The 17,349-nt window shown below is 70.2% G+C and carries 15 protein-coding genes and 2 pseudogenes; 14 read left to right on the top strand and 3 right to left on the bottom strand.

The features are described from left to right. Positions 1-198: 198 nt before the first annotated feature. On the bottom strand, positions 199-1,659 hold the full coding sequence (locus AC2XR2_RS42600; RefSeq protein ID WP_491518105.1) for an MFS transporter: 1,461 nt from the start codon (positions 1,657-1,659) through the stop codon (positions 199-201). A 219-nt stretch (positions 1,660-1,878) separates the two neighbouring features. On the opposite strand from AC2XR2_RS42600, the gene AC2XR2_RS42595 reads away from it, so the two are divergent. The 4 genes and pseudogenes from AC2XR2_RS42595 to AC2XR2_RS42580 all read left to right on the top strand — a co-directional run bounded on the left by AC2XR2_RS42595 (position 1,879) and on the right by AC2XR2_RS42580 (position 4,325). Continuing rightward, the gene (locus tag AC2XR2_RS42595; RefSeq protein WP_491518603.1) at positions 1,879-2,529 is read left to right on the top strand and encodes a TetR/AcrR family transcriptional regulator; all 651 of its coding nucleotides are present in this window, start codon (positions 1,879-1,881) and stop codon (positions 2,527-2,529) included. A 4-nt stretch (positions 2,530-2,533) separates the two neighbouring features. Further along, positions 2,534-2,665: a hypothetical protein gene (locus AC2XR2_RS42590; protein ID WP_491518104.1), complete on the top strand. Its 132-nt coding sequence runs from the start codon at positions 2,534-2,536 to the stop codon at positions 2,663-2,665. 18 nt (positions 2,666-2,683) lie between these two features. Next, positions 2,684-2,863: pseudogene (locus tag AC2XR2_RS42585) on the top strand (AMIN-like domain-containing (lipo)protein); the annotation flags it as partial. A 622-nt stretch (positions 2,864-3,485) separates the two neighbouring features. Beyond that, a complete protein-coding gene (locus tag AC2XR2_RS42580; RefSeq protein WP_491518103.1) occupies positions 3,486-4,325 on the top strand; it encodes a DUF4397 domain-containing protein in 840 nt (279 codons plus the stop codon). Here AC2XR2_RS42580 and AC2XR2_RS42575 read toward each other — a convergent pair. Further along, the gene (locus AC2XR2_RS42575) at positions 4,322-4,489 is read right to left on the bottom strand and encodes a hypothetical protein (protein ID WP_491518615.1); all 168 of its coding nucleotides are present in this window, start codon (positions 4,487-4,489) and stop codon (positions 4,322-4,324) included. The two genes, AC2XR2_RS42580 and AC2XR2_RS42575, sit on opposite strands and share 4 nt — an antisense overlap. Here AC2XR2_RS42575 and AC2XR2_RS42570 point away from each other — a divergent pair. The 6 genes and pseudogenes from AC2XR2_RS42570 to AC2XR2_RS42545 all read left to right on the top strand — a co-directional run bounded on the left by AC2XR2_RS42570 (position 4,482) and on the right by AC2XR2_RS42545 (position 10,779). Continuing rightward, a complete protein-coding gene (locus tag AC2XR2_RS42570) occupies positions 4,482-5,087 on the top strand; it encodes a class F sortase (protein WP_491518602.1) in 606 nt (201 codons plus the stop codon). The genes AC2XR2_RS42575 and AC2XR2_RS42570 overlap by 8 nt on opposite strands. Positions 5,088-5,134: 47 nt before the next feature. Next, entirely contained in the window at positions 5,135-5,695 is a 561-nt protein-coding gene (locus AC2XR2_RS42565) for a sigma-70 family RNA polymerase sigma factor (protein WP_381297584.1), read from the top strand. Then, complete coding sequence (locus tag AC2XR2_RS42560) at positions 5,679-6,431, top strand: anti-sigma factor (RefSeq protein ID WP_491518102.1); 753 nt, start codon at positions 5,679-5,681, stop codon at positions 6,429-6,431. Before AC2XR2_RS42565 ends, AC2XR2_RS42560 begins: the two co-directional genes overlap by 17 nt. Positions 6,432-7,204: 773 nt before the next feature. Then, positions 7,205-7,486, top strand: a pseudogene (locus AC2XR2_RS42555) (UBP-type zinc finger domain-containing protein); the annotation flags it as partial. Next, complete coding sequence (locus tag AC2XR2_RS42550) at positions 7,487-8,002, top strand: DUF427 domain-containing protein (RefSeq protein WP_491518601.1); 516 nt, start codon at positions 7,487-7,489, stop codon at positions 8,000-8,002. Between the two features lie 560 nt (positions 8,003-8,562). Next, positions 8,563-10,779 carry an FUSC family protein gene (locus tag AC2XR2_RS42545; RefSeq protein WP_491518101.1) on the top strand — a complete coding sequence of 739 codons (2,217 nt, stop codon included), beginning with the start codon at positions 8,563-8,565 and terminating at the stop codon, positions 10,777-10,779. Between the two features lie 25 nt (positions 10,780-10,804). Here the strand turns inward: AC2XR2_RS42545 and AC2XR2_RS42540 are convergent, their stop codons facing one another. Next, positions 10,805-12,403, bottom strand: coding sequence for an MFS transporter (locus AC2XR2_RS42540; RefSeq protein WP_491518600.1), 1,599 nt, complete (start codon positions 12,401-12,403; stop codon positions 10,805-10,807). 400 nt (positions 12,404-12,803) lie between these two features. Between AC2XR2_RS42540 and AC2XR2_RS42535 the strand changes: the two genes are divergently transcribed. From AC2XR2_RS42535 to AC2XR2_RS42520, 4 genes are all read left to right on the top strand, one after another. Further along, the gene (locus AC2XR2_RS42535) at positions 12,804-13,538 is read left to right on the top strand and encodes a DUF4232 domain-containing protein (RefSeq protein ID WP_491518100.1); all 735 of its coding nucleotides are present in this window, start codon (positions 12,804-12,806) and stop codon (positions 13,536-13,538) included. 305 nt (positions 13,539-13,843) lie between these two features. Next, positions 13,844-14,425, top strand: a complete 582-nt coding sequence (locus AC2XR2_RS42530) for a snapalysin family zinc-dependent metalloprotease (protein WP_491518099.1) — start codon at positions 13,844-13,846, stop codon at positions 14,423-14,425. A gap of 391 nt (positions 14,426-14,816) precedes the next feature. After that, on the top strand, positions 14,817-15,473 hold the full coding sequence (locus AC2XR2_RS42525; RefSeq protein ID WP_491518599.1) for a DUF1707 SHOCT-like domain-containing protein: 657 nt from the start codon (positions 14,817-14,819) through the stop codon (positions 15,471-15,473). A gap of 513 nt (positions 15,474-15,986) precedes the next feature. Continuing rightward, positions 15,987-17,279 carry a hypothetical protein gene (locus tag AC2XR2_RS42520; protein WP_491518098.1) on the top strand — a complete coding sequence of 431 codons (1,293 nt, stop codon included), beginning with the start codon at positions 15,987-15,989 and terminating at the stop codon, positions 17,277-17,279. Positions 17,280-17,349 lie beyond the last annotated feature (70 nt).

The following is a 17,349-nucleotide window of genomic DNA, read 5'->3' as shown; positions in this document are numbered from 1 at the left end:
GGGCGTTCGATGAAGTACCGGCAGGACAGGTCCGCGGCGGTGATGCCGTCGAGGTGTCCAGGGACTGCTCCACCAGCTCGCTCCGGTGCCGTCCGGGCCAGTGAGCCGGGCTGTCTGCGGGCCGTGCGGGCCGCCCGGGACCGGACACGTCCTGAGCTCAGGCCGCCAAGGACGCCCGACGTCCCCGGCTTCGCCCGCTCAGGGTGACTCCTCGACGGCGTGGGAGTCGGTCAGGGTGACTGCTCCGCCCGCCGCGATCAGACCGACGACCACCGCGAGTACGCCGTAGATGATCCGCTCGCCATGGAAGAAGGACTGCACGAGGTCGCCGTTCCAGGTGCCGGCGGGCAGCTGAGTGGTGACCAATGCCGCGATCAGGGTTCCGGTAACGGCGGTGCCGACGCTCGTGCCGACCTCCTGAGCGGTGTCGTTGAGCGCCGCGGCGATCGAGGTGCGGTTCTCCGGCATGGCGTCGACCAGGGCGATGGCGCAGATGGTCATGACGGTGCGCAGCCCGATGGTCATCACGACCATGGCGGCGGCGATGGCGGCGTATCCGTGGTCGACGCCCCAGGCCAGCCCGGCGAGCGCGCCCGCCAGGCAGGCCGCGCCGACCAGGCAGGCGATGCGGTGGCCGAACTTCTTGGCGAGCGATTCCGACAGGGGGGTCGCGACGATCATCGTGATGATGATCGGCAGGTTCGCCAGGCCGGCCCGCACGGGGCTCCATCCGTAGGCGTACTGGAAGTGGAGGATGAGCCCGAACATCACGCCGGCCATCGCGATGGACGTTCCGATCTGGGCGATGGCGGCGCCGCGGACGGTCCCACTGGAGAAGACGTCGAGGTCCAGCATGGGCGCCGCGCTGCGGCGCTCGTGCCGTACGAACCCGAGGCCCGCGGCCACGGCTCCGGCGATCGACGCGAGCGTGACGGCGGAGAGCCAGCCGTGCTCCACGCCACTGGTCAGCGCGTAACAGGCGAGGCCGATGGCCAGGACACTCAGGACGGCCCCCGGCAGGTCGAGCCTGTCGTCCGTGAGGTCCTGAGGGCGGTCGGCGGCGACCCCGAGCCGTACCCCGATGCCGGCGATCAGCGCGATCGGCGCGTTGATCAGCAGGAGCCACTGCCAGCTCACATGGGCCAGCGCCGTGCCGCCCAGCAGCGGGCCGAGCACGAACCCGGACATGCCGACGACGATCATCAGGGTCATCGCGCGCATCCGCAACGCCTGCTCGTCGAACAGTCTGAAGACGAGCGAGTTGGTGATGGGCGCCATGGCGGCAGCGGCCACACCGAGCCCGGCGCGCAGTGCTATGAGCTGCCCGGCGGAGTCGACGGCGATGACGCACAGGCTCAGCAGGCCGAACACGGCGAGGCCGATCAGCAACACGCGCCGACGTCCGAGGCGGTCGGCCAGGGACCCCGCGGTGAGCAGGAGGCCCCCGAACGTGAGCGAGTAGGCACCGGTGACCCACTGCAGGGCGGTGGTACCGCCGCCGAGGTCGCGGCCGATGGTCGGCAACGCGATCGACAGCAGGGTGTTGTCCACCATCTCGACGAAGAAGGCCAGGCAGAGAGCGGTCAACGGGATCCAGGCCGCACGCAGGGATGAGTAGGTACGGGTTGAAGCGGGCTCGGCAGTGGTGGTCGCGGTCATGGCCGGCCTCCTCTCGTAACGTCGCCGGTCGCCGAAGACGCACGCGGCGCTAGAACGGGATTCGATAAAGGAACGTCGTTCCATGCTGGAACGGTGTTCGATCGTAGAACATCGTTCGATGGAAGGGCAAGCTTGTGGTTGGATGGCTGTATGCCACGCCCGCGACCGCGTACTTCCACCGAGACCTCCCCCCGGGGCCGCCAACGGGCCTCGCACTCCATGGAGGCGGTCCTCAGCGCGGCCGTGGCCCTGCTCGACGAAGCGGGCCAGTCGGCCCTGACTTTCCGCGCCCTCGCCGCCCGGCTCGGCACCGGTGTCGGGACCATCTACTGGTACGTCTCCAGCAAGGACGAACTGGTCGACCGTGCCACCGACCACGTGATCGGCGGCATCCTGACCGCCGTCGAAGAACAGCCGCAGAGCGACGACCCGATCGCCGACCTGCGGGAGATGGCCATCACCCTCTTCGACGCCATGATCGACCGGCCGTGGCTATCGGCCTACTTCATGCGCAACACCGACGTCCAGGGCCACTCACTACGGCTGTACGAGAGACTCGGCCAACAGACCCTGCGCCTCGACCTCACACCGCGGCAGCGGTTCCACGCCGTGTCAGCGATCCTCGGCGTCGTGGTCGGCACAGCCGCCGACCTGGGCGCGGAACCCCCGCAGGAAGTGCTGGACGGCACGGTGAACCGCGTGGAGTTCCTCAACCGCTACGCCGAGTCCTGGCGGAAGCTCGATCCCGCACAGTTCCCGTTCATGCACGAGATCGTCGACGACTTCGCCGAGCACGACGACCGGGACCAGTTCCTGGCTGCACTGGAGCTGACCCTGGCGGGCCTTCGCCTCCAGGCAGGAACCCCTTAGCCCTTTGACCATCTCGCCGAAGGTGTGGAGCCAACAGACCCGGCGCCGGCTGGCGAAGGTGCGGCAGGAGGATCTGGTCGACCGCGTCACCCGGCTGCGGGAGGGGCGTACGCGGGCGGCGGCCGCCAGGGTCTAACATCCCCGCCGTCGCCTCATGGCCGTCACCGCGAGCGCACTCCTGCCGGTCGGCACCGCGGCCGCCACATCCCAGGCACCGTCCACGACTCTCGTCGTCAACGCCAGGATCGCCGGTCCCTACTCCTTCGACCGGGTCGTCATCGATGCAAAGGGCAAACTGCCGCCGACCACCGTCCCCCGTGTCAAGGAACTCCGCCCCGAGCGCTTCGTCCTCGGCATCGCCCACCACAACACCTGCCGTACCTCGCACTGAGGCGCGTCGACGGATCCTGGGGTCGCCCACCGCCTGGCACGACATACGTGCCGTTGCGGCCCAGGACGTCCGGAGCCGGTACGCGCGGCGGTACGCCGGTCTCGCTCGGGTAGCCGAGGACGAACTCCCCGGCCCTGATGGGCCGTCCGTCGCCGGGCAGGGGTTCGACACCGCTGCCCTCGACCACCGGCCGGCTGAAGCCGTCCCGGAAGCCGAAGACGGCTCCGCCTGCACCATTCGTGCTCGCGGGAGCGGAAACCGTCAGCGCCGACCGAACACGGGCGGCGACGCCGCCGCGTCGGACAGCCGGTCGTGCAGAGTGCGCTGAGCCTTCCGACCTGGCCCCCGACTCGCACGTTCACCGGCACGCCGGGCTCTGCCTGCCCCGCCACCCGCGGCCCGCCTCCCCGTGACGACGGGACAGGTCGGCATCACCGGCCGCCGACGGGTTCTCCCAAGGCCTCACACAAAGAAATGGCCGATCGGATGAAACCATCCCCTCCGGACCGGCGGAATACCTCCCCACACAGACCCGAGAAGTCCCCGATCGGAAGGGAAATCCGCCATGACCAGTCGTGTTGTGGGCGCGACCGTGGCCGCCGGATTCGCCGTTGCGCTGTCCGTCACCGCCGGGTCACCAGCACTGGCGCAGCAGCAGAACAGGGGTGATCAGGCCTCGGTGTCGGTACTGCACGGCATACCGGGCCTGACGGTCGACGTCTACGCCGGAGACAAGGAACTGATCCCCGACTTCGAGCCCGGCACCCTGACGGACTCCATGAAGCTCGACGCGGGCTCCTACGACATCAAGATCTTCAAAGACGGTGAAGGCCCTGATGGCACGCCGGCCATCGAGAAGACAGTCGACGTACCCGCAGGAGTCAGCGCCACCCTGGTCGCGCACCTGACGGCCGAGGGCAAGCCTGCGCTGGACGCCTTCGTCAACGACGTGTCCAAGGTCCCCGCGGGCAAGGCCCGGTTGACCGTCCGCCATGTCGCTGCCGCACCCGCGGTCGACGTGCGCGCCGGCGGGACGCCGGTGTTCAAGGACCTCGTCAACCCCGAGGAGGCCAAGGGCGAGGTCGACGCAGGCACGGTGTCCGCCGACGTCGTACTGGCCGGGACCGACACCGTGGCGATCGGTCCGGCCGATCTCGATCTGGCCGAGGGCACCAACACGGTGGTGTACGCCTGGGGCAGCGCCGACGACAAGAACCTTCAGTTGAAGACGCAGAGCCTGACCGGCATGCACTCGGCGCCAGGCGGTGTTCCGGCCGGCGAGACCGGTGCGGCCGAGGCAGCGACCCACAACGAGGGCATCCCCCTCGGCGCCCTTTCCTTGGGCGCGGTGTCCGCGTTGGGCGCCGCGGGACTGCTGTATCGGCTGCGGTCGTCGGCTCGCTAGAGCACTCGTCCAGTGGGGGTGCTGTCAGCGCTGGTCGGCAGCACCCCGTCGTCGTTCGCCGTGAAGAGGACGTACTGCATGAGCACACCCTCGCCACGCCATCTGACGCACACCGGGTTGGTCGTCGCGCTGTTGGGGCTCGCTGTCTCCGCGTTGATGATCATCGGCACCTGGCCCGGACGGTCCGGGGCCGGTGGCAAGGACTTCGGTCCCCTGGCGGGCAGCAGCTCGCCTTCCGGCCTGGGGAAGGTGGCATCGCCCCTGTCCACACCTTCCGGGAGCTTCAGCGTCCCGACGACTGCGGCTCGGGTGCCCGCGCCGTCCTCGCTGTCACTGCCGCGACTCGGTGTCCGTGCGGTGATCGAAGCGGTGGGCGTCTCGGCCGATGGGCAGGCGGAGGTTCCGGAGGACCCACGGCGGGTCGGCTGGTACCGCTTCTCTCCCGCACCGGGATCGGCCGAAGGATCGTCCGTCGTCGTGGGGCACGTCGATTCCGACGGTCGCGGCCTGGGCGTCCTGGTCGCTCTCAACGACGTCCGCCGAGGCGATCGCGTAGTGGTGGTCCGCAAGGACGGGAAGAAGGTCGCCTACCGGGTCGCATCACGCCGCACGGTGAGCAAGGAGGACCTGGCGGCTTCGGGAGCATTCCGCAGAGACGGACCAGCGGTCCTGACCTTGATCACCTGTACTGGCCCCTACCGCCCTGACGAGGGCGGATATCAGAACAATCTGGTCGTCACGGCCGTGGAGGCGCCGACGTGAGCACAATATGGGGCGGCTCACAGGTTCTGGCGGCTAGCGTGGCGTCCGTGAAGTCCCCTTCCGACGACGACCTGGGCCATGGCTTCGCCGAGGGCGACGAGTCGTGCCTCAACGAGGCGTACCGGCGCTGGGGTGCACTGCTCTTCACCGTGGCCCTGCGGAAGCTGGGCGATCCGGAGGAGGCGAAGGACGTCACCCAGCAGGTCTTCGTGGGAGCGTGGCGAGGCCGCGAGAACTACGATCCGAAGCGTGGATCGCTCAAGGCATGGCTCATGGGCGTCACCCACAAGAAGGTGGCCGACCAGCTCACCCGACGCTCTCGACACCTCAGAGACGTCGAAGCAGTGACCACACAAGCCGCCGCAAGCAGCCATCAGCAGGACGGCGCGGCAGATTCCGTACTGGACTTCGTGTTGCTGACGGACGAGTTGGAAAAGCTTCCCGAACAGCAACGGACTGTGCTCAAAATGGCGTTCTACGAGGATCTCACTCAGGCGCAGATCGCACAGCGCACAGGACTGCCGCTGGGCACCGTCAAGAGCAACACACGGCGCGGGCTGCTGCGCATGAAGAACCGGTTGGAGGTGGACGGTGGAGCACACGGATGAGGAGACACTCGCGCTGATGGCGATCGGGGAGAGCCCGTCCGCTCCCGACGACGAGCACGTGCGCACGTGTGCCCGCTGCTCACGGGAACTCCAAGCCCTCAGCCACGTGGCCTCGACGATGAAGGCGCCCGGACCCGACGAGCGCGATCTGCTCACTCCACCCGCAGACCTGTGGGACTCGATCGCGAGCGAACTGCACCTGTCCACACAGTCCCGCCTCGCCCCGGCCGGGAGCGACCTCCCGGAGACTGCGGTTTCGCACCCCGGCGACGACAGCCGCCCGAAGCGGCCGAAGGCCCGGCGGCTGGGCCGCTTCGGCGTGGCACTCGCCGCCTGCGCCGCACTTCTGGGGGCAGCGGCGGGCAGCACCATCACGTGGTGGATCACCCGCGACAACTCCAGCGTGTCCGCCGTCGACGGCAGGCGCCTGGACTCGCTCCAGGCGAGCTCGGCAGGATACGCCCGGCTCAGCGGCAACAATGGACACCGCCTCCTCAAGATCACAGTCGAGGGACTCCCCAAGACCTCCGGTTACTTCGAGGTATGGCTGATGGACCGTTCCCACACCAAGCTCGTCTCCATGGGAGTGCTCGGCCCTGACGGCAGCGCCACACTGCCGGTGCCGGACAACATCGACCTGCGCGAATACTCCGTGGTCGACGTCTCCGTTCAGCCCTACAACGGCAAGCCCGACCATTCGGGAGACAGCCTCGTCCGCGGCCCCTACGCCGGCTGATCACGGTTGGTCAGCCGTTCAGAGCGCGCGACGCGACCTGGTTTGGTCAGGTCAGGACCGGGTGTCTGCACGGTCCCGTCCACGATCGACGACCCTGCCACTGGCAGCACGCGATCCGCTAGCGGCGGGCACCACGGGGCCCCGCCTGGACCGTTACCACCCCGTCCGAATTGCCGAGCGTCCCTCATGTCGCTGAGCTTCGCGGAGGACAGGACCCCCGCTTGGTTGATCAGGTCGTCCCGGGACAGTGTGGTCAGCCAGGTGCAAGCGGCTCCTACGGCCACTTCGGATCCCAGACCACTGATGTCGACGCCAGCCGGAGCGACGACCTGCATCGCCCGGAACCCCCGCGACTCGTCACCCGACAGGACCACGACCGGCCGCCGCTCGTCGAACGCGACCCACCTGGACTTCGCCGCGTTGCACCTGTCCTCCTGGCACGGGACTGCGGGCAAACCCCGCACGCTCGCGACCGAAGCACGGACGTGGTGCAGCCTCGCCTCCGGACGCCTTGGCTGTTCGAAGGACTCTGATCTGCGACGCCGAGTCGGCCGCCCCTACCCGGCCAACGATCCTGATCTTTGGTGGGGGCTGCCGTGGGCAGGAGTGATCGGCGTCCCCCCGCGTGCATCCCTACCCCGATGCAGCGCCGAAGCACCTGGTAGGACGCACAAGGCCGGAGGAGCACTCATGACCGACACAGGCATCGGCCCGCGGGCAGGTGAGCCGAAGATGCACGCACAGGCCGCAGGCAGCCGGGCCGGTGCCCACCGATGACCAGATGGACGCCTCGACACGATGCCGGACGGCCGTCCGGCAAGCACTGCTCCCACGTCTGGACGGCCGACCCCACCCCGCTGAGTGAGACGTGCCTGCCATGCGCGGCGCGCGGACGTGCGCCGGGCGACCTGCTGCTGTGCCTGACGTGCGGGCACGTGGGCTGCACTGACAGCTCCCCCGGCGCTCACGCCACGGCACACTTCGATTCCAGCGATCATCCCGCGGCCCGGACTCTGACAGCGGGCCAGGCATGGGCCTGGTGCTATGAGGACGAGGTGTACCTCGATCCGCTGGACGACCATCGGCCACCGACCGCTTCACGCCCTGTCGAGTCTGTCTGGGACTACCCACGGCCACCGGCCCTCCAGGACGACGACCGCCTCGTACGCGTCGAATGCGCCGGGCAGGTCGTCGCCGAGACCCGCGGCGCGATCCGCGTACTGGAGACCAGCCATCCCCCCGTCTTCTACATCCCTGCCCAGGACATCCGCACCGAGCTCGTCTTCCCTGCCGCCTCGGGCCGGACGTGGTGCGAATGGAAGGGAGCCGCCCGCTACTGGGACATCATCGTCGGAAACGACGTACGCGCTCGCGCCGCCTGGAGCTACCCCCACCCCGAACCCGATTACACGGCCCTCACCGACTTCCTCGCCTTCTACCCCAGCCGCATGGACCGCTGCACCGTGGCCGGAGAAGACGTCACTGCGCAGGAAGGCGACTTCTACGGGGGCTGGATCACCGCAGAGGTGCAAGGACCCTTCAAAGGCCCACCCGGCACCAACCTGTGGTGAAACCGGGACGAGCTATCCCTACGGCCGCAGCTCCCTCGGACGACCGACCGGCCGAAAGAACAGGACCAGCCGACCGTCGGCCGCCCGCGGCAGCAGCAGCGAGGCCAGGGCTCGCCGCATCCGATCCGCTTCGACCCTGCCTTTTGAGACGGCGACGTAGGGCCCCGCGTGACCACGGCGGTGTTCACCCCACGTAAGGCGGTTACCGAACCCTGCGATCAAGGACGACGCACCGTTCGACGGCACACGTGATCGCCGCACACGTGACGTCCCGGCCCCATCCGGGCGGTGCGGCTCAGCGGCAGCCGCGGCGCCATGACGGGCAGCGCGTCGACGATCGTGCGACCGGTGAGGAGGTCCCATCCCGCGGTGTCCGGCGGGTGGCCGGGGCTGAGCCCACCAAGTCCCTCCCCCACATCCGGGGCCCGGAACCGGGCGGCAGTCCACCTCACCACCGTGCACATCGAGGGACGCCGACGGCTCGTTCGACGTTGCCGCACCTCCCCGCCATGCCAACGGCTCGGGACGCGCGCCCGGCGTGTTGGGGTGATCCTGGAGGGGTGAGGGGTGTCCCAGCCGGGGTGTTCCCGGCGGCCTACGCCGGTTCCGGCCGTCGGGCCGTGCGTGTGGCCCTTGCCGCTGCGGTCGGCTTCTACCTCTTCCGTTACGGGCTCGACAGTCCTGTCGCGGCCACATACGCGCTGTTCGGCGCGGTGGCTCTGGGTGGACTGTCGCGGATCCCGGGGACCGGACGGCAGCGCGCGGTGGTCATGGTGCGGGTGCTTCCGGTGTGCTGGGTCCTGGTGGTCGTCGGCACCTGGCTCTCGGTGCGCACCTGGAGCGCCGTCGCCGGAATGCTGGTGGTCGGCTTCGCGCTGGCCTTCTCCGCCGTGGGTGGACCGCGCCCGGCGGGTGTGGCACCGGGGCTGCAGTTGCTGTACATCCTGCCGTCGTTCCCGCCCTACGATCCCGGCTCGCTCGACGAGCGGCTGCTCGGTACGACGACCGGGCTGGTGCTGCTGATCGCCGCCGAGGCGCTGATCTTCCCCGAGCCTCCCCCCACGCCGTACCGGGAGCGGACGGCTCGCGCCGCGGAAACGGCGGCCCACTGCGCGCGAACCCTGACCGTGGGGCCGTACGTCCTCAAGGCCGCGGACCGCAGCGCGGCGGAAGAGGCCGGCCGGGGGCTGCGGTCGCTGATGGTGCCCGAGGCGGAGCGTCCGGCCGGTCCCGGTGTGCGGGTGCGGGCGCTCGCCCACACCGGCCTCGCCGTCCGCACGCTGCTCAATCGGCTGGCGCGGCTGACCGGCCCGTCCGGGGCGCCGCAGGAGCGCGAGGTGGCGGACGTGCTGCGTGCGGCGGAGGATCTCGCCACTGCGACGGCGCGGTGTCTGCGCGCAGGGACCCCGCTGCTGGAGTCGTCCGAGGAGCTGTCCTCGGCTCGTGCCGCGCTGTCGGCCCTGTCCGCGGGGACGTCCGGCTCGGGGGCTGTCTGCCCGTCCGGATTCGGGCCCGCGGTGCTGCGCAGGCATGCGGCCGTGCTGGAGATCGCGGATGCCGCGCTGGCCATGGGGGCGGCGGCCGACCGTGCCGTACGCGGACGGCACGCCGAGGTGGAGGTGGCGCCGGAGCGCTTCTGGTACTCGACCGTCCCGGCGCCGGTGCTGTGGTGGCACAGGGTCCGCGGCCATGCGGAGCGCCGGTCGGTGTTGTTCCAGAACGCGGTGAGGATCGCGCTGGCCCTTACCGCGGCGCGGCTCGTCGCGGGAATCGACACCCTGCCGCACGGCTTCTGGGCCATGCTCGCCACGCTCAGTCTGACCAGGACCACCCTGGAGGCGACCCGTCACACCATCCGGCTCGCGCTCACGGGCACGCTGGCCGGGGCCCTGTTGACCGCCGGGACACTGACCCTGGTGGGCACCCACACCGACGTCTACGCCGTACTCCTGCCCCTGTGGATGCTGCTCGCCTTCACCGTCGGACCGGTGCGGGGTGTCGGGTGGGCACAGGGGCTGTTCACGGTGCTGGTGGCGCTGGTGTTCGCACAGCTGGCGCCGTCAACCTGGCAACTGGCGGAGGTGCGCATGCTCGACGTGCTGATCGGCAGCGCGATCGGCGCCGTGTTCGGGCTGCTCGCGTGGCCGCGGGGCGCGCATGACGAACTGCGCCGCGCGGCCGCCGAACTGCTGCGCACGGCCGCGGAGGTCGTGGTGGCCACGACTTCGTCGGTGGCGGGCGGCGCCGCCACGGCCGTGCCGACGGCCGCGCCCGGGCAACGGTCCCTGCACCACGCGGTCGTCCTCGCCGAGTCGGCCTACGCGCAGTTCCAGAGCGAGCCCGCACCGTTCACGGGGGCCGGGCAGGGTCACCCGGCTCGCTCGGTGGACTGGCAGGCGACGCTCATCGCCGGCCACCACACCCTGTGGGGATCCGACCGGCTCCTGGCTCCGCCCGTCACCGTGCTGTCCACCGCGACAGCACGGGCGGTGGAGGCCCTCGGCGAACGCATGGCCGGGCGGATGCTGCTGGTCTCCGCGGCCCTGGATCCCGGCGGGGACACCCCGCCCACGCCGGTACCGCGGATCGATCCGGTGTACCCCGAGTTCGACGCCGAGCCGGTGGGCGCGCCCCGGCGCTACTACGCCGTGATCGAGTGGCTCGAGTCCCTGGCCGCCGATCTGACACGGATCTCCCGCGGGGCTTCACCGGAGGTGGTCGCCCGCTCGGACGCCGGTGCGGCGGCCGGGGGCAGCGGCTCTCGCGAGTCCGCCTGAGAGGGGCGGCCGTGGTGGGTGACGGTCAGTCGGTCCTCGTGGAGGTGTGCCGGTGCTGCGCGTCCTCGGCGGACGAGGCCCCGGGGGCTGCGGCGTCCTCGGCGGAGGAGACTCCGGCGTCTGCGGCGGCCTCGGCCGGGGTGCCGCCCGGGTGCCGTAGCGCGAACAGGAACGCGATCCCCAGGGCGACGGCCATGCCGTAGAAGACCCACTGGTTCGCCTCGGCGAAGTCCATGCGGACCGTGCTGACGAGGTCGCGCGTCTGGCTGGCCGCCGCACCGGTGCCCGAGGGTGGGCTGGCGTCGCCGCTGCCCGTGATGGAGCTGCTGACGTGGTGCGCGGTGTCCCGGGCCTGTTCGGCCGACAGACCCCGCGCCCGCAGGGTGTCCGTCACGTTCGAGCGCGTGACATGGGTGAGCATGGTGCCGAAGACGGCCATGCCCACGCTCGCCGCGTAGTTGCGCACCGTCTGGGTGACGCCCGTGACCTCGCCGTAGGACGGCCCGATCGCACGGTTGACGGCGTCCGTGGAGGCGGGAGCCAGAATGAAGCCGATGCCCGCGCCGGCCAGGGCCGCGTACGGCCACTGGTCGTGCATGGACAGGTCGGTCAGCTTGCCCGCCCACAGGGCGAATCCGACGCAGCCCAGGACACCGCCCGCCTTCAGGGCAGGACGAGCGCCCCGCTGATCGAGGATCCGGCCGCCCCACTGCGAGGCGATGGCGAAGCCCGCGAACACGTACAGCAGGAACAGTGCCGCCTGGTTGGGCGAGGCGCTGAGCGAGACCTGTGCGTACACGGACGCGAAGAAGAACAGCGGGACGAAGGCGAGCATGGCGAAGAACAGCACCACCGCGTCGATGGTGAAGCCCCGGTCCCGGAAGACGCGCAGGTCGATCAGGGGATGGCGGACGCCCCGCTCGTAGCGGACGAAGACGACGAGGATCGCCAGACCGCCCGCGACGCACAGCCAGGTGGCGGGGCTGTCCCAGCCCCAGGTGTAGGCCTGCTGGAAGCCGAGGACGCTCAGTCCCATGCCGGCCGCCATGAGAGCGGCGCCCACGATGTCCAGTGTGCCGGTCCGTCTACGGTCGGCGATGTGGGCCATCGCGGTCAGTACCAGTGCCACCACGGCGACGGGGACGTTGACCCAGAACACCGCGCGCCATGTCCAGGCCGCCGTGAGCCAGCCGCCCAGCAGCGGTCCTACGGCGGTCAGCGCACCGGACAGCCCGAAGAACAGCGCGAGGGCCCGGCCGCGCCGCTCGGCCGGGAACACCGCCACGACCACCGCGAGCGCGGCGGGGAAGAGCAGTGCCGCCCCGGCCCCCTGGACAGCGCGGAAGCCGATGAGCCAGCCCTGCGCGGCGTCCCCCTTGGGGACACAGCCGCACATCACCGAGGACACGACGAACACGAGCGTGCCGATGACCACGATCCGGCGCGGTCCGTACAGGTCGGCGAGGCGGCCGCCGACGGCGAAGAAGGCGGCCAACGCCAGGAGATAGGCGTTGATCACCCACTGCATGCCGGATGCGGAGAGGCCCAGTTCGCGGACGATGTCCGGGGCGGCGATCGAGACGATGGTCTGATCGATGAACGTCATCGCCACCGCGAACATCATGGCCGCGAGAGCCAGTGTTTGCTGATGCACCGAGCGAGGGGCCGACGTGGTGTCGGCACCTCCGAGACGTGTATCACTCACTCTGCCCAGTCTGCCCCCGTGCGGGCGAACCCGCAGAAGCAGAGCGGGGGTGAGGCGGGTGTGTGCACGGCAGCGAACGAGCCCCCGAGCAGGTCGATGGGCTTCGCACGAGCTACGGCTGGGACGGCCGTGCGGCGACCCTGCGTAGAGGGGTGAGTTGATGGCCTGTCCGGGTGCGCTTCACGGTGGTTGTGGCTGGATTTCGTCACCGGTGGGTTACAGGTCGGAGTGCGGGAGAACTGCTGGCCTCACTGTTCTGTCTGGTTCGACGGAGGCGGCAAGGAGCCGTGTTCCGGTCAACTGGGAGTCGGGGGACGGCATGCGGTACGTGAACGGAATGCGCGGTTCGGTGATGGTGGTCGTCGTGGCTTCGGCGGCGCTGGGGGTGGCGGGATGTCAGCCCGGTGGGGGCGGTGCGGACGTCGCGGAGGGTGTCACCCCGTCCGCGGCCGTGAGCTCAGCGGCCGACTCGTCCACGCCCGGCGCCCCGAAGTCCGGCAGCGCCGGCTCCGGTTCCTCTACGGCCTCCGGCGCGCCGACGCCCTCCGCCTCCCGGCCCGCTCCCGCTGCCTCGGCACCGGCGTCGGCCGCACCCGACCCGGGCGGCTCGGCGGCGACCTGTTCCGCGGGCAGCCTGAAGGCGACCGCCCGTCAGGCCGCCGTGCGGCCCTCTGGTACGGGTACCGGGGCGGCCGTCGTCGAGTTCACCAACGTGTCCGGACGGACATGCGTCCTCCAGGGGCACCCCACAGTGGCCGGCGCCGGGAACGGCTCTCCCGAGATGAACGTGCCGCTCACCGTCAAGCCGACCGGAGCGGCGGCGTCGGTGAAGGTGGCTCCCAGTGGAACGGCTTGGGTGAAGCTGACGTTCGTGCAGGTGCAGGGAGAGGGCGACGGGTACTGCGAGTCCGGTTCGGCGCCCGTCGTGTACCCCACGATGGTCGTAGGGCTGCCGGGATCCGGGGCGCACCAGGTGGCCCTGGACGACGGGCAGTTCGCCGAGTGCGACGACACCGTGACCGTGACCGCCGTATCGGCGGTCAGGCCTTCCTGAGCGTAGTGCAGCCTGCCTGGCGAGCGACGGGCGCCTGGTCGTGGAACCGGCGTCCGGAGCAGTCGACGCGTCGGCGTCGGCGGATGGCCTTCGAAGACCGGCCGGACAACTTCCGTCCGAAACTCGACTCTGACGGATATTCACCATGGCAGGTACATGACGAACAGGGATGGCACGGCATACCATCGCAACGCCCCGGAGGGGCGGTCGACAGCGCGTCCGGCCCCCACCGGACAACCCGCGCCGCTCCTTCGCCCACCCGGCCCCGCCGGGGCCGGATTCCCCCCACGGATGAAGGAGCAGCAATGCCCCTCGGCACTTGGCTCAAGGCAGGCACCTCCGCCACAGCGCTCGTCCTCGGCATGGCGGGCGCCGCGACCGCCGCCCCCGCTCACGCGACCGCCTCGCCCGCAACGCAGGCCGCAGCGGTGACCCTTCGCTACGACGACAGCCGCGCCGTCGGCTGGGAGGCCGCGATCGCGGCCGGAGTCGCCTCGTGGAACGCGAACGTGAGCAACGTCCGTCTGGTGGAAGCGGCGCCCGGCACGGCGGCCGAGATCGTGATCGTCGCCACCACGGGCTGGCCCCAGGCCACGCTCGGCCCCGTTCGTCCGGGCCGTCAGGTCCGCGTCGAACTCGGCAGCCAGGCCGTGGACCAGGGCTACAACAAAACCCGGATCGCCGCGCACGAACTCGGGCACAGCCTCGGCCTGCCCGACACGAAGCCCGGCCCGTGCTCACAGCTGATGTCGGGGTCGAGCGCCGGCACGGCCTGCACCAACGCCACACCGAACGCCACCGAACGCTCCCGCGTACAGTCCGCCTACGCCGGCGGACTCGCCGCGATCGCCCCCGCCGACAACCGGATGCTCGTCGACGCGCCCTGACCACACAGGCATCAGGCAGACGTGCGTCCCGGGGACCTCGACGATCGCCCCCGGGACGCAGGGGCCCGCAAGCAGATGGACGGCGCAGCGCGTCGTCCAGAGGCTGACCACGCTTACCGGCGCCGGCGCGCGAGGTGCTCAACGAGCGGCGGGTGCATGCGGACCTTATCCCGGTGCGCCGTACCGGATATCGCCAGATGCGACCCTCCCCCGTGTACGTCGAGGCCGGGTCTCGGCACGATGGAAGCCGTCGCATGCCGTGAATCGACGCCAGCCACCGTCTCTCCGTTATGGGGTCCAGCCGGGATCCGTGTCGCGATATAGCGTTAGTCTTCTTCTCGCGCCGCTGTCTGCGTCGCACGGAGACGTTCGACAGGACCAGGACGGAAGTATGCCGGGAGAGATCTCGCCCACCGGGAAACGTTCCGACCCCGACTCGTCACCCGAGCTGAGGGCCTCTCATGCGGACCGGGACCGGGTGGTGGACGTGCTGCGCATCGCGGCGGGGGACGGTCTGCTGACCGCGGACGAGCTGGACGAACGCCTCGAAGTCGCCCTGTCGGCACGCACCGTCAGGGAACTCACCGAACTGACCGCTGACCTGCCGGCCGTGTCCGCTTCGACCGGCACCGCCGTAGCGGAGGTCAAGGACGTACTCCGAATCGAGGGCATTCACAGTGGTGCGGTCAGACGCGAGGGGCGCTGGGTGGTCCCGCGGAGGCTGGAGCTGGCCACGGCGTGGTGCGAGGTGACGCTCGACTTCACTCAGGCGGTGATCACACAGGACACCTTGCGGATCGACATGAACATGGCGGGCAAGAAACTGACGTTGATCACCAAACCGGGCATCGTGGTCGATACCGGCGCCCTGAGCCTCGCACACAGCAAGATCAAGATTCGTCAGGCCCCAGACCCCGGGACACCGATCGCACTGCGCGTGGAGTTGGTCGGCACGGCAGCCCACGGCCGCGTCGTGGTGCGGCCCGCACGGCGGACCTTCGGACAGTGGCTGCGGCGCACATCCGCCGCCCTACCCGCAGGCGACTGACTCCATCAGCGAGAACGGGCCGGGGCGCAGAAACGGCGCCGACAATTCCTGCTGACGCAGACCACCAGGGGGGCGAAGGGGCTGCGGGGGCGGTCGCACCATGTCCCCGACTGCGACCCCGGGCACCGGCACCGGCCAGCAGCTCTACCACCCGACCAGCCGAGCAAGGCGCGCCGTACCTCCACGCCCCGCGCCAGGAGCAGCGACCGTACCGGTCGCACCTGCCCCAGTCCCAACCGGACCGTTGCTGCGGATCGCGCCCGCACGTCCCCGCATTCCCCCAGGTCACCGAGTTGTTGCCGCCCCGAAGGGGGGATTGAGCAACAACATCCGGCACCACAGGATCGGAAACGTTCCGCCCCACCCGGCGAGCCGGCGACCCGAATGCGCCGGCCCGGCAGGGGCGGTTCCTCCGGCGGCACCCGCACACACCGCCGCGTTCCCGATCCGGACAAAGCATCCATAAGGAGCTTATTCGTGCTGACCTGGTTCACCGGGCGTCCGCTTCAACGGGTGCCGATACGCACACTGATCATCACGGTGCTCGTCACCGCCCTGGCCGCCACCCTCCTCGACGCCTCCTTCGGCAGCCGCCTGTCGGACGCGGCCCGGAGGACGTCCACCTCGGTCAATCAGCTCTGTGAGGGGACGGTCGACGCGGTCGAGGCCGCCTACCGCGCACAGGCACGGCCGGTGGCGAACGGGCCCGTCGTCGAGAGCGCGGCCTACGACTCCGGCTCCTCCACGGCCACGGTCTCCGCCACCTCGTACGCCCTCACCGCGCACCAGGTGACGGTCCTCGCCTCGAAGAAGAAGGAGGCCGTCACCGACTGCACGGGCAAGCTGCACAAGGTGACAGAGGCCAAGTGGTCCTACCTGTCGGCGCGGGCGGTGGAGATCGCCGCGGACGCGGTCATCACCATCCTCGGCTCCACACTGATCTGCTCGCTCACCGGTCCGGTCGGCTGCAAGTGGGGCGTGCGGTTCGCGTCCTTCCTCGGCGGGTTCGTCGGCGCGCTGGCCTTCCAGTACCTGACCGACGGCTACCTCAACTGGAAGAGCGTCGGCGGTGCCTTCTTCGACGCGACCGTCTCCATGCTGACCTTCTCCGGACTCGACAAGCTGGACGAGTCCTACGTCGGCAAGGGCGTCCGCGCCACCCTGAAGAGCGCCGGGCAGGCCCTGAAGTCCATCGGCGCCCGCATCGGCAGCGCGGGTCCGAACATGGTCGGCAGTGTCCAGAGCGCGCTGAACTACGTCATGGGCCACAACTTCGGCGCCTTCCCGATCGCCTACACCGGCGGCGGTTCGATCGAGCCGGTCATCGCCGAGAAGCGCGGCCAGCCGATCGCCGACGGGGTGCAGTTCCGCATCCCCTCCCACGCCTCCGGCAGCGACGTGCACGACGACCTGTACTCGGGCAGCTACAACACCCCGTACTACAACTGGGACGTCGCCGAGACCCCGCACATCAACAGCGACGGCGCCATCGGCTACCTGATCGGCCAGGGCAGCAAGTGCCTGACCAACACCAGCTACAACGTCGCCCTCACCCCCTGCAACTACAACGACTCCCGCCAGGTGTGGTACGCCGACGGTGACGAGCTCATGTCCTCCAACGGCAAGTGCCTGTCCGAGGACGGCACCCACCAGCAGCGGTGGGCGGTCTCCTGCGACGGACTCACCTACTCCGCCAACCCGGGCAACAAGGACGACCAGTTCCTGATCACCCCGCCCGGCGGCACGTACATCCCGGACACGGTCTTCAACTGGAAGAGCCACATCTCGGTGTACGAGCACGCGTAACCCCCGCGGTGCCGTTCCCGGCCCGGTGACCAACGTCACCGGGCCGGGCATTGTCGTCCCCTCGCCCGGT

Source organism: Streptomyces sp. LS-MS-L19, from assembly GCF_058382285.1.
The sequence above is the reverse complement of the archived record's forward strand: the minus strand, read 5'-3'. Positions and strand labels throughout refer to the sequence as shown.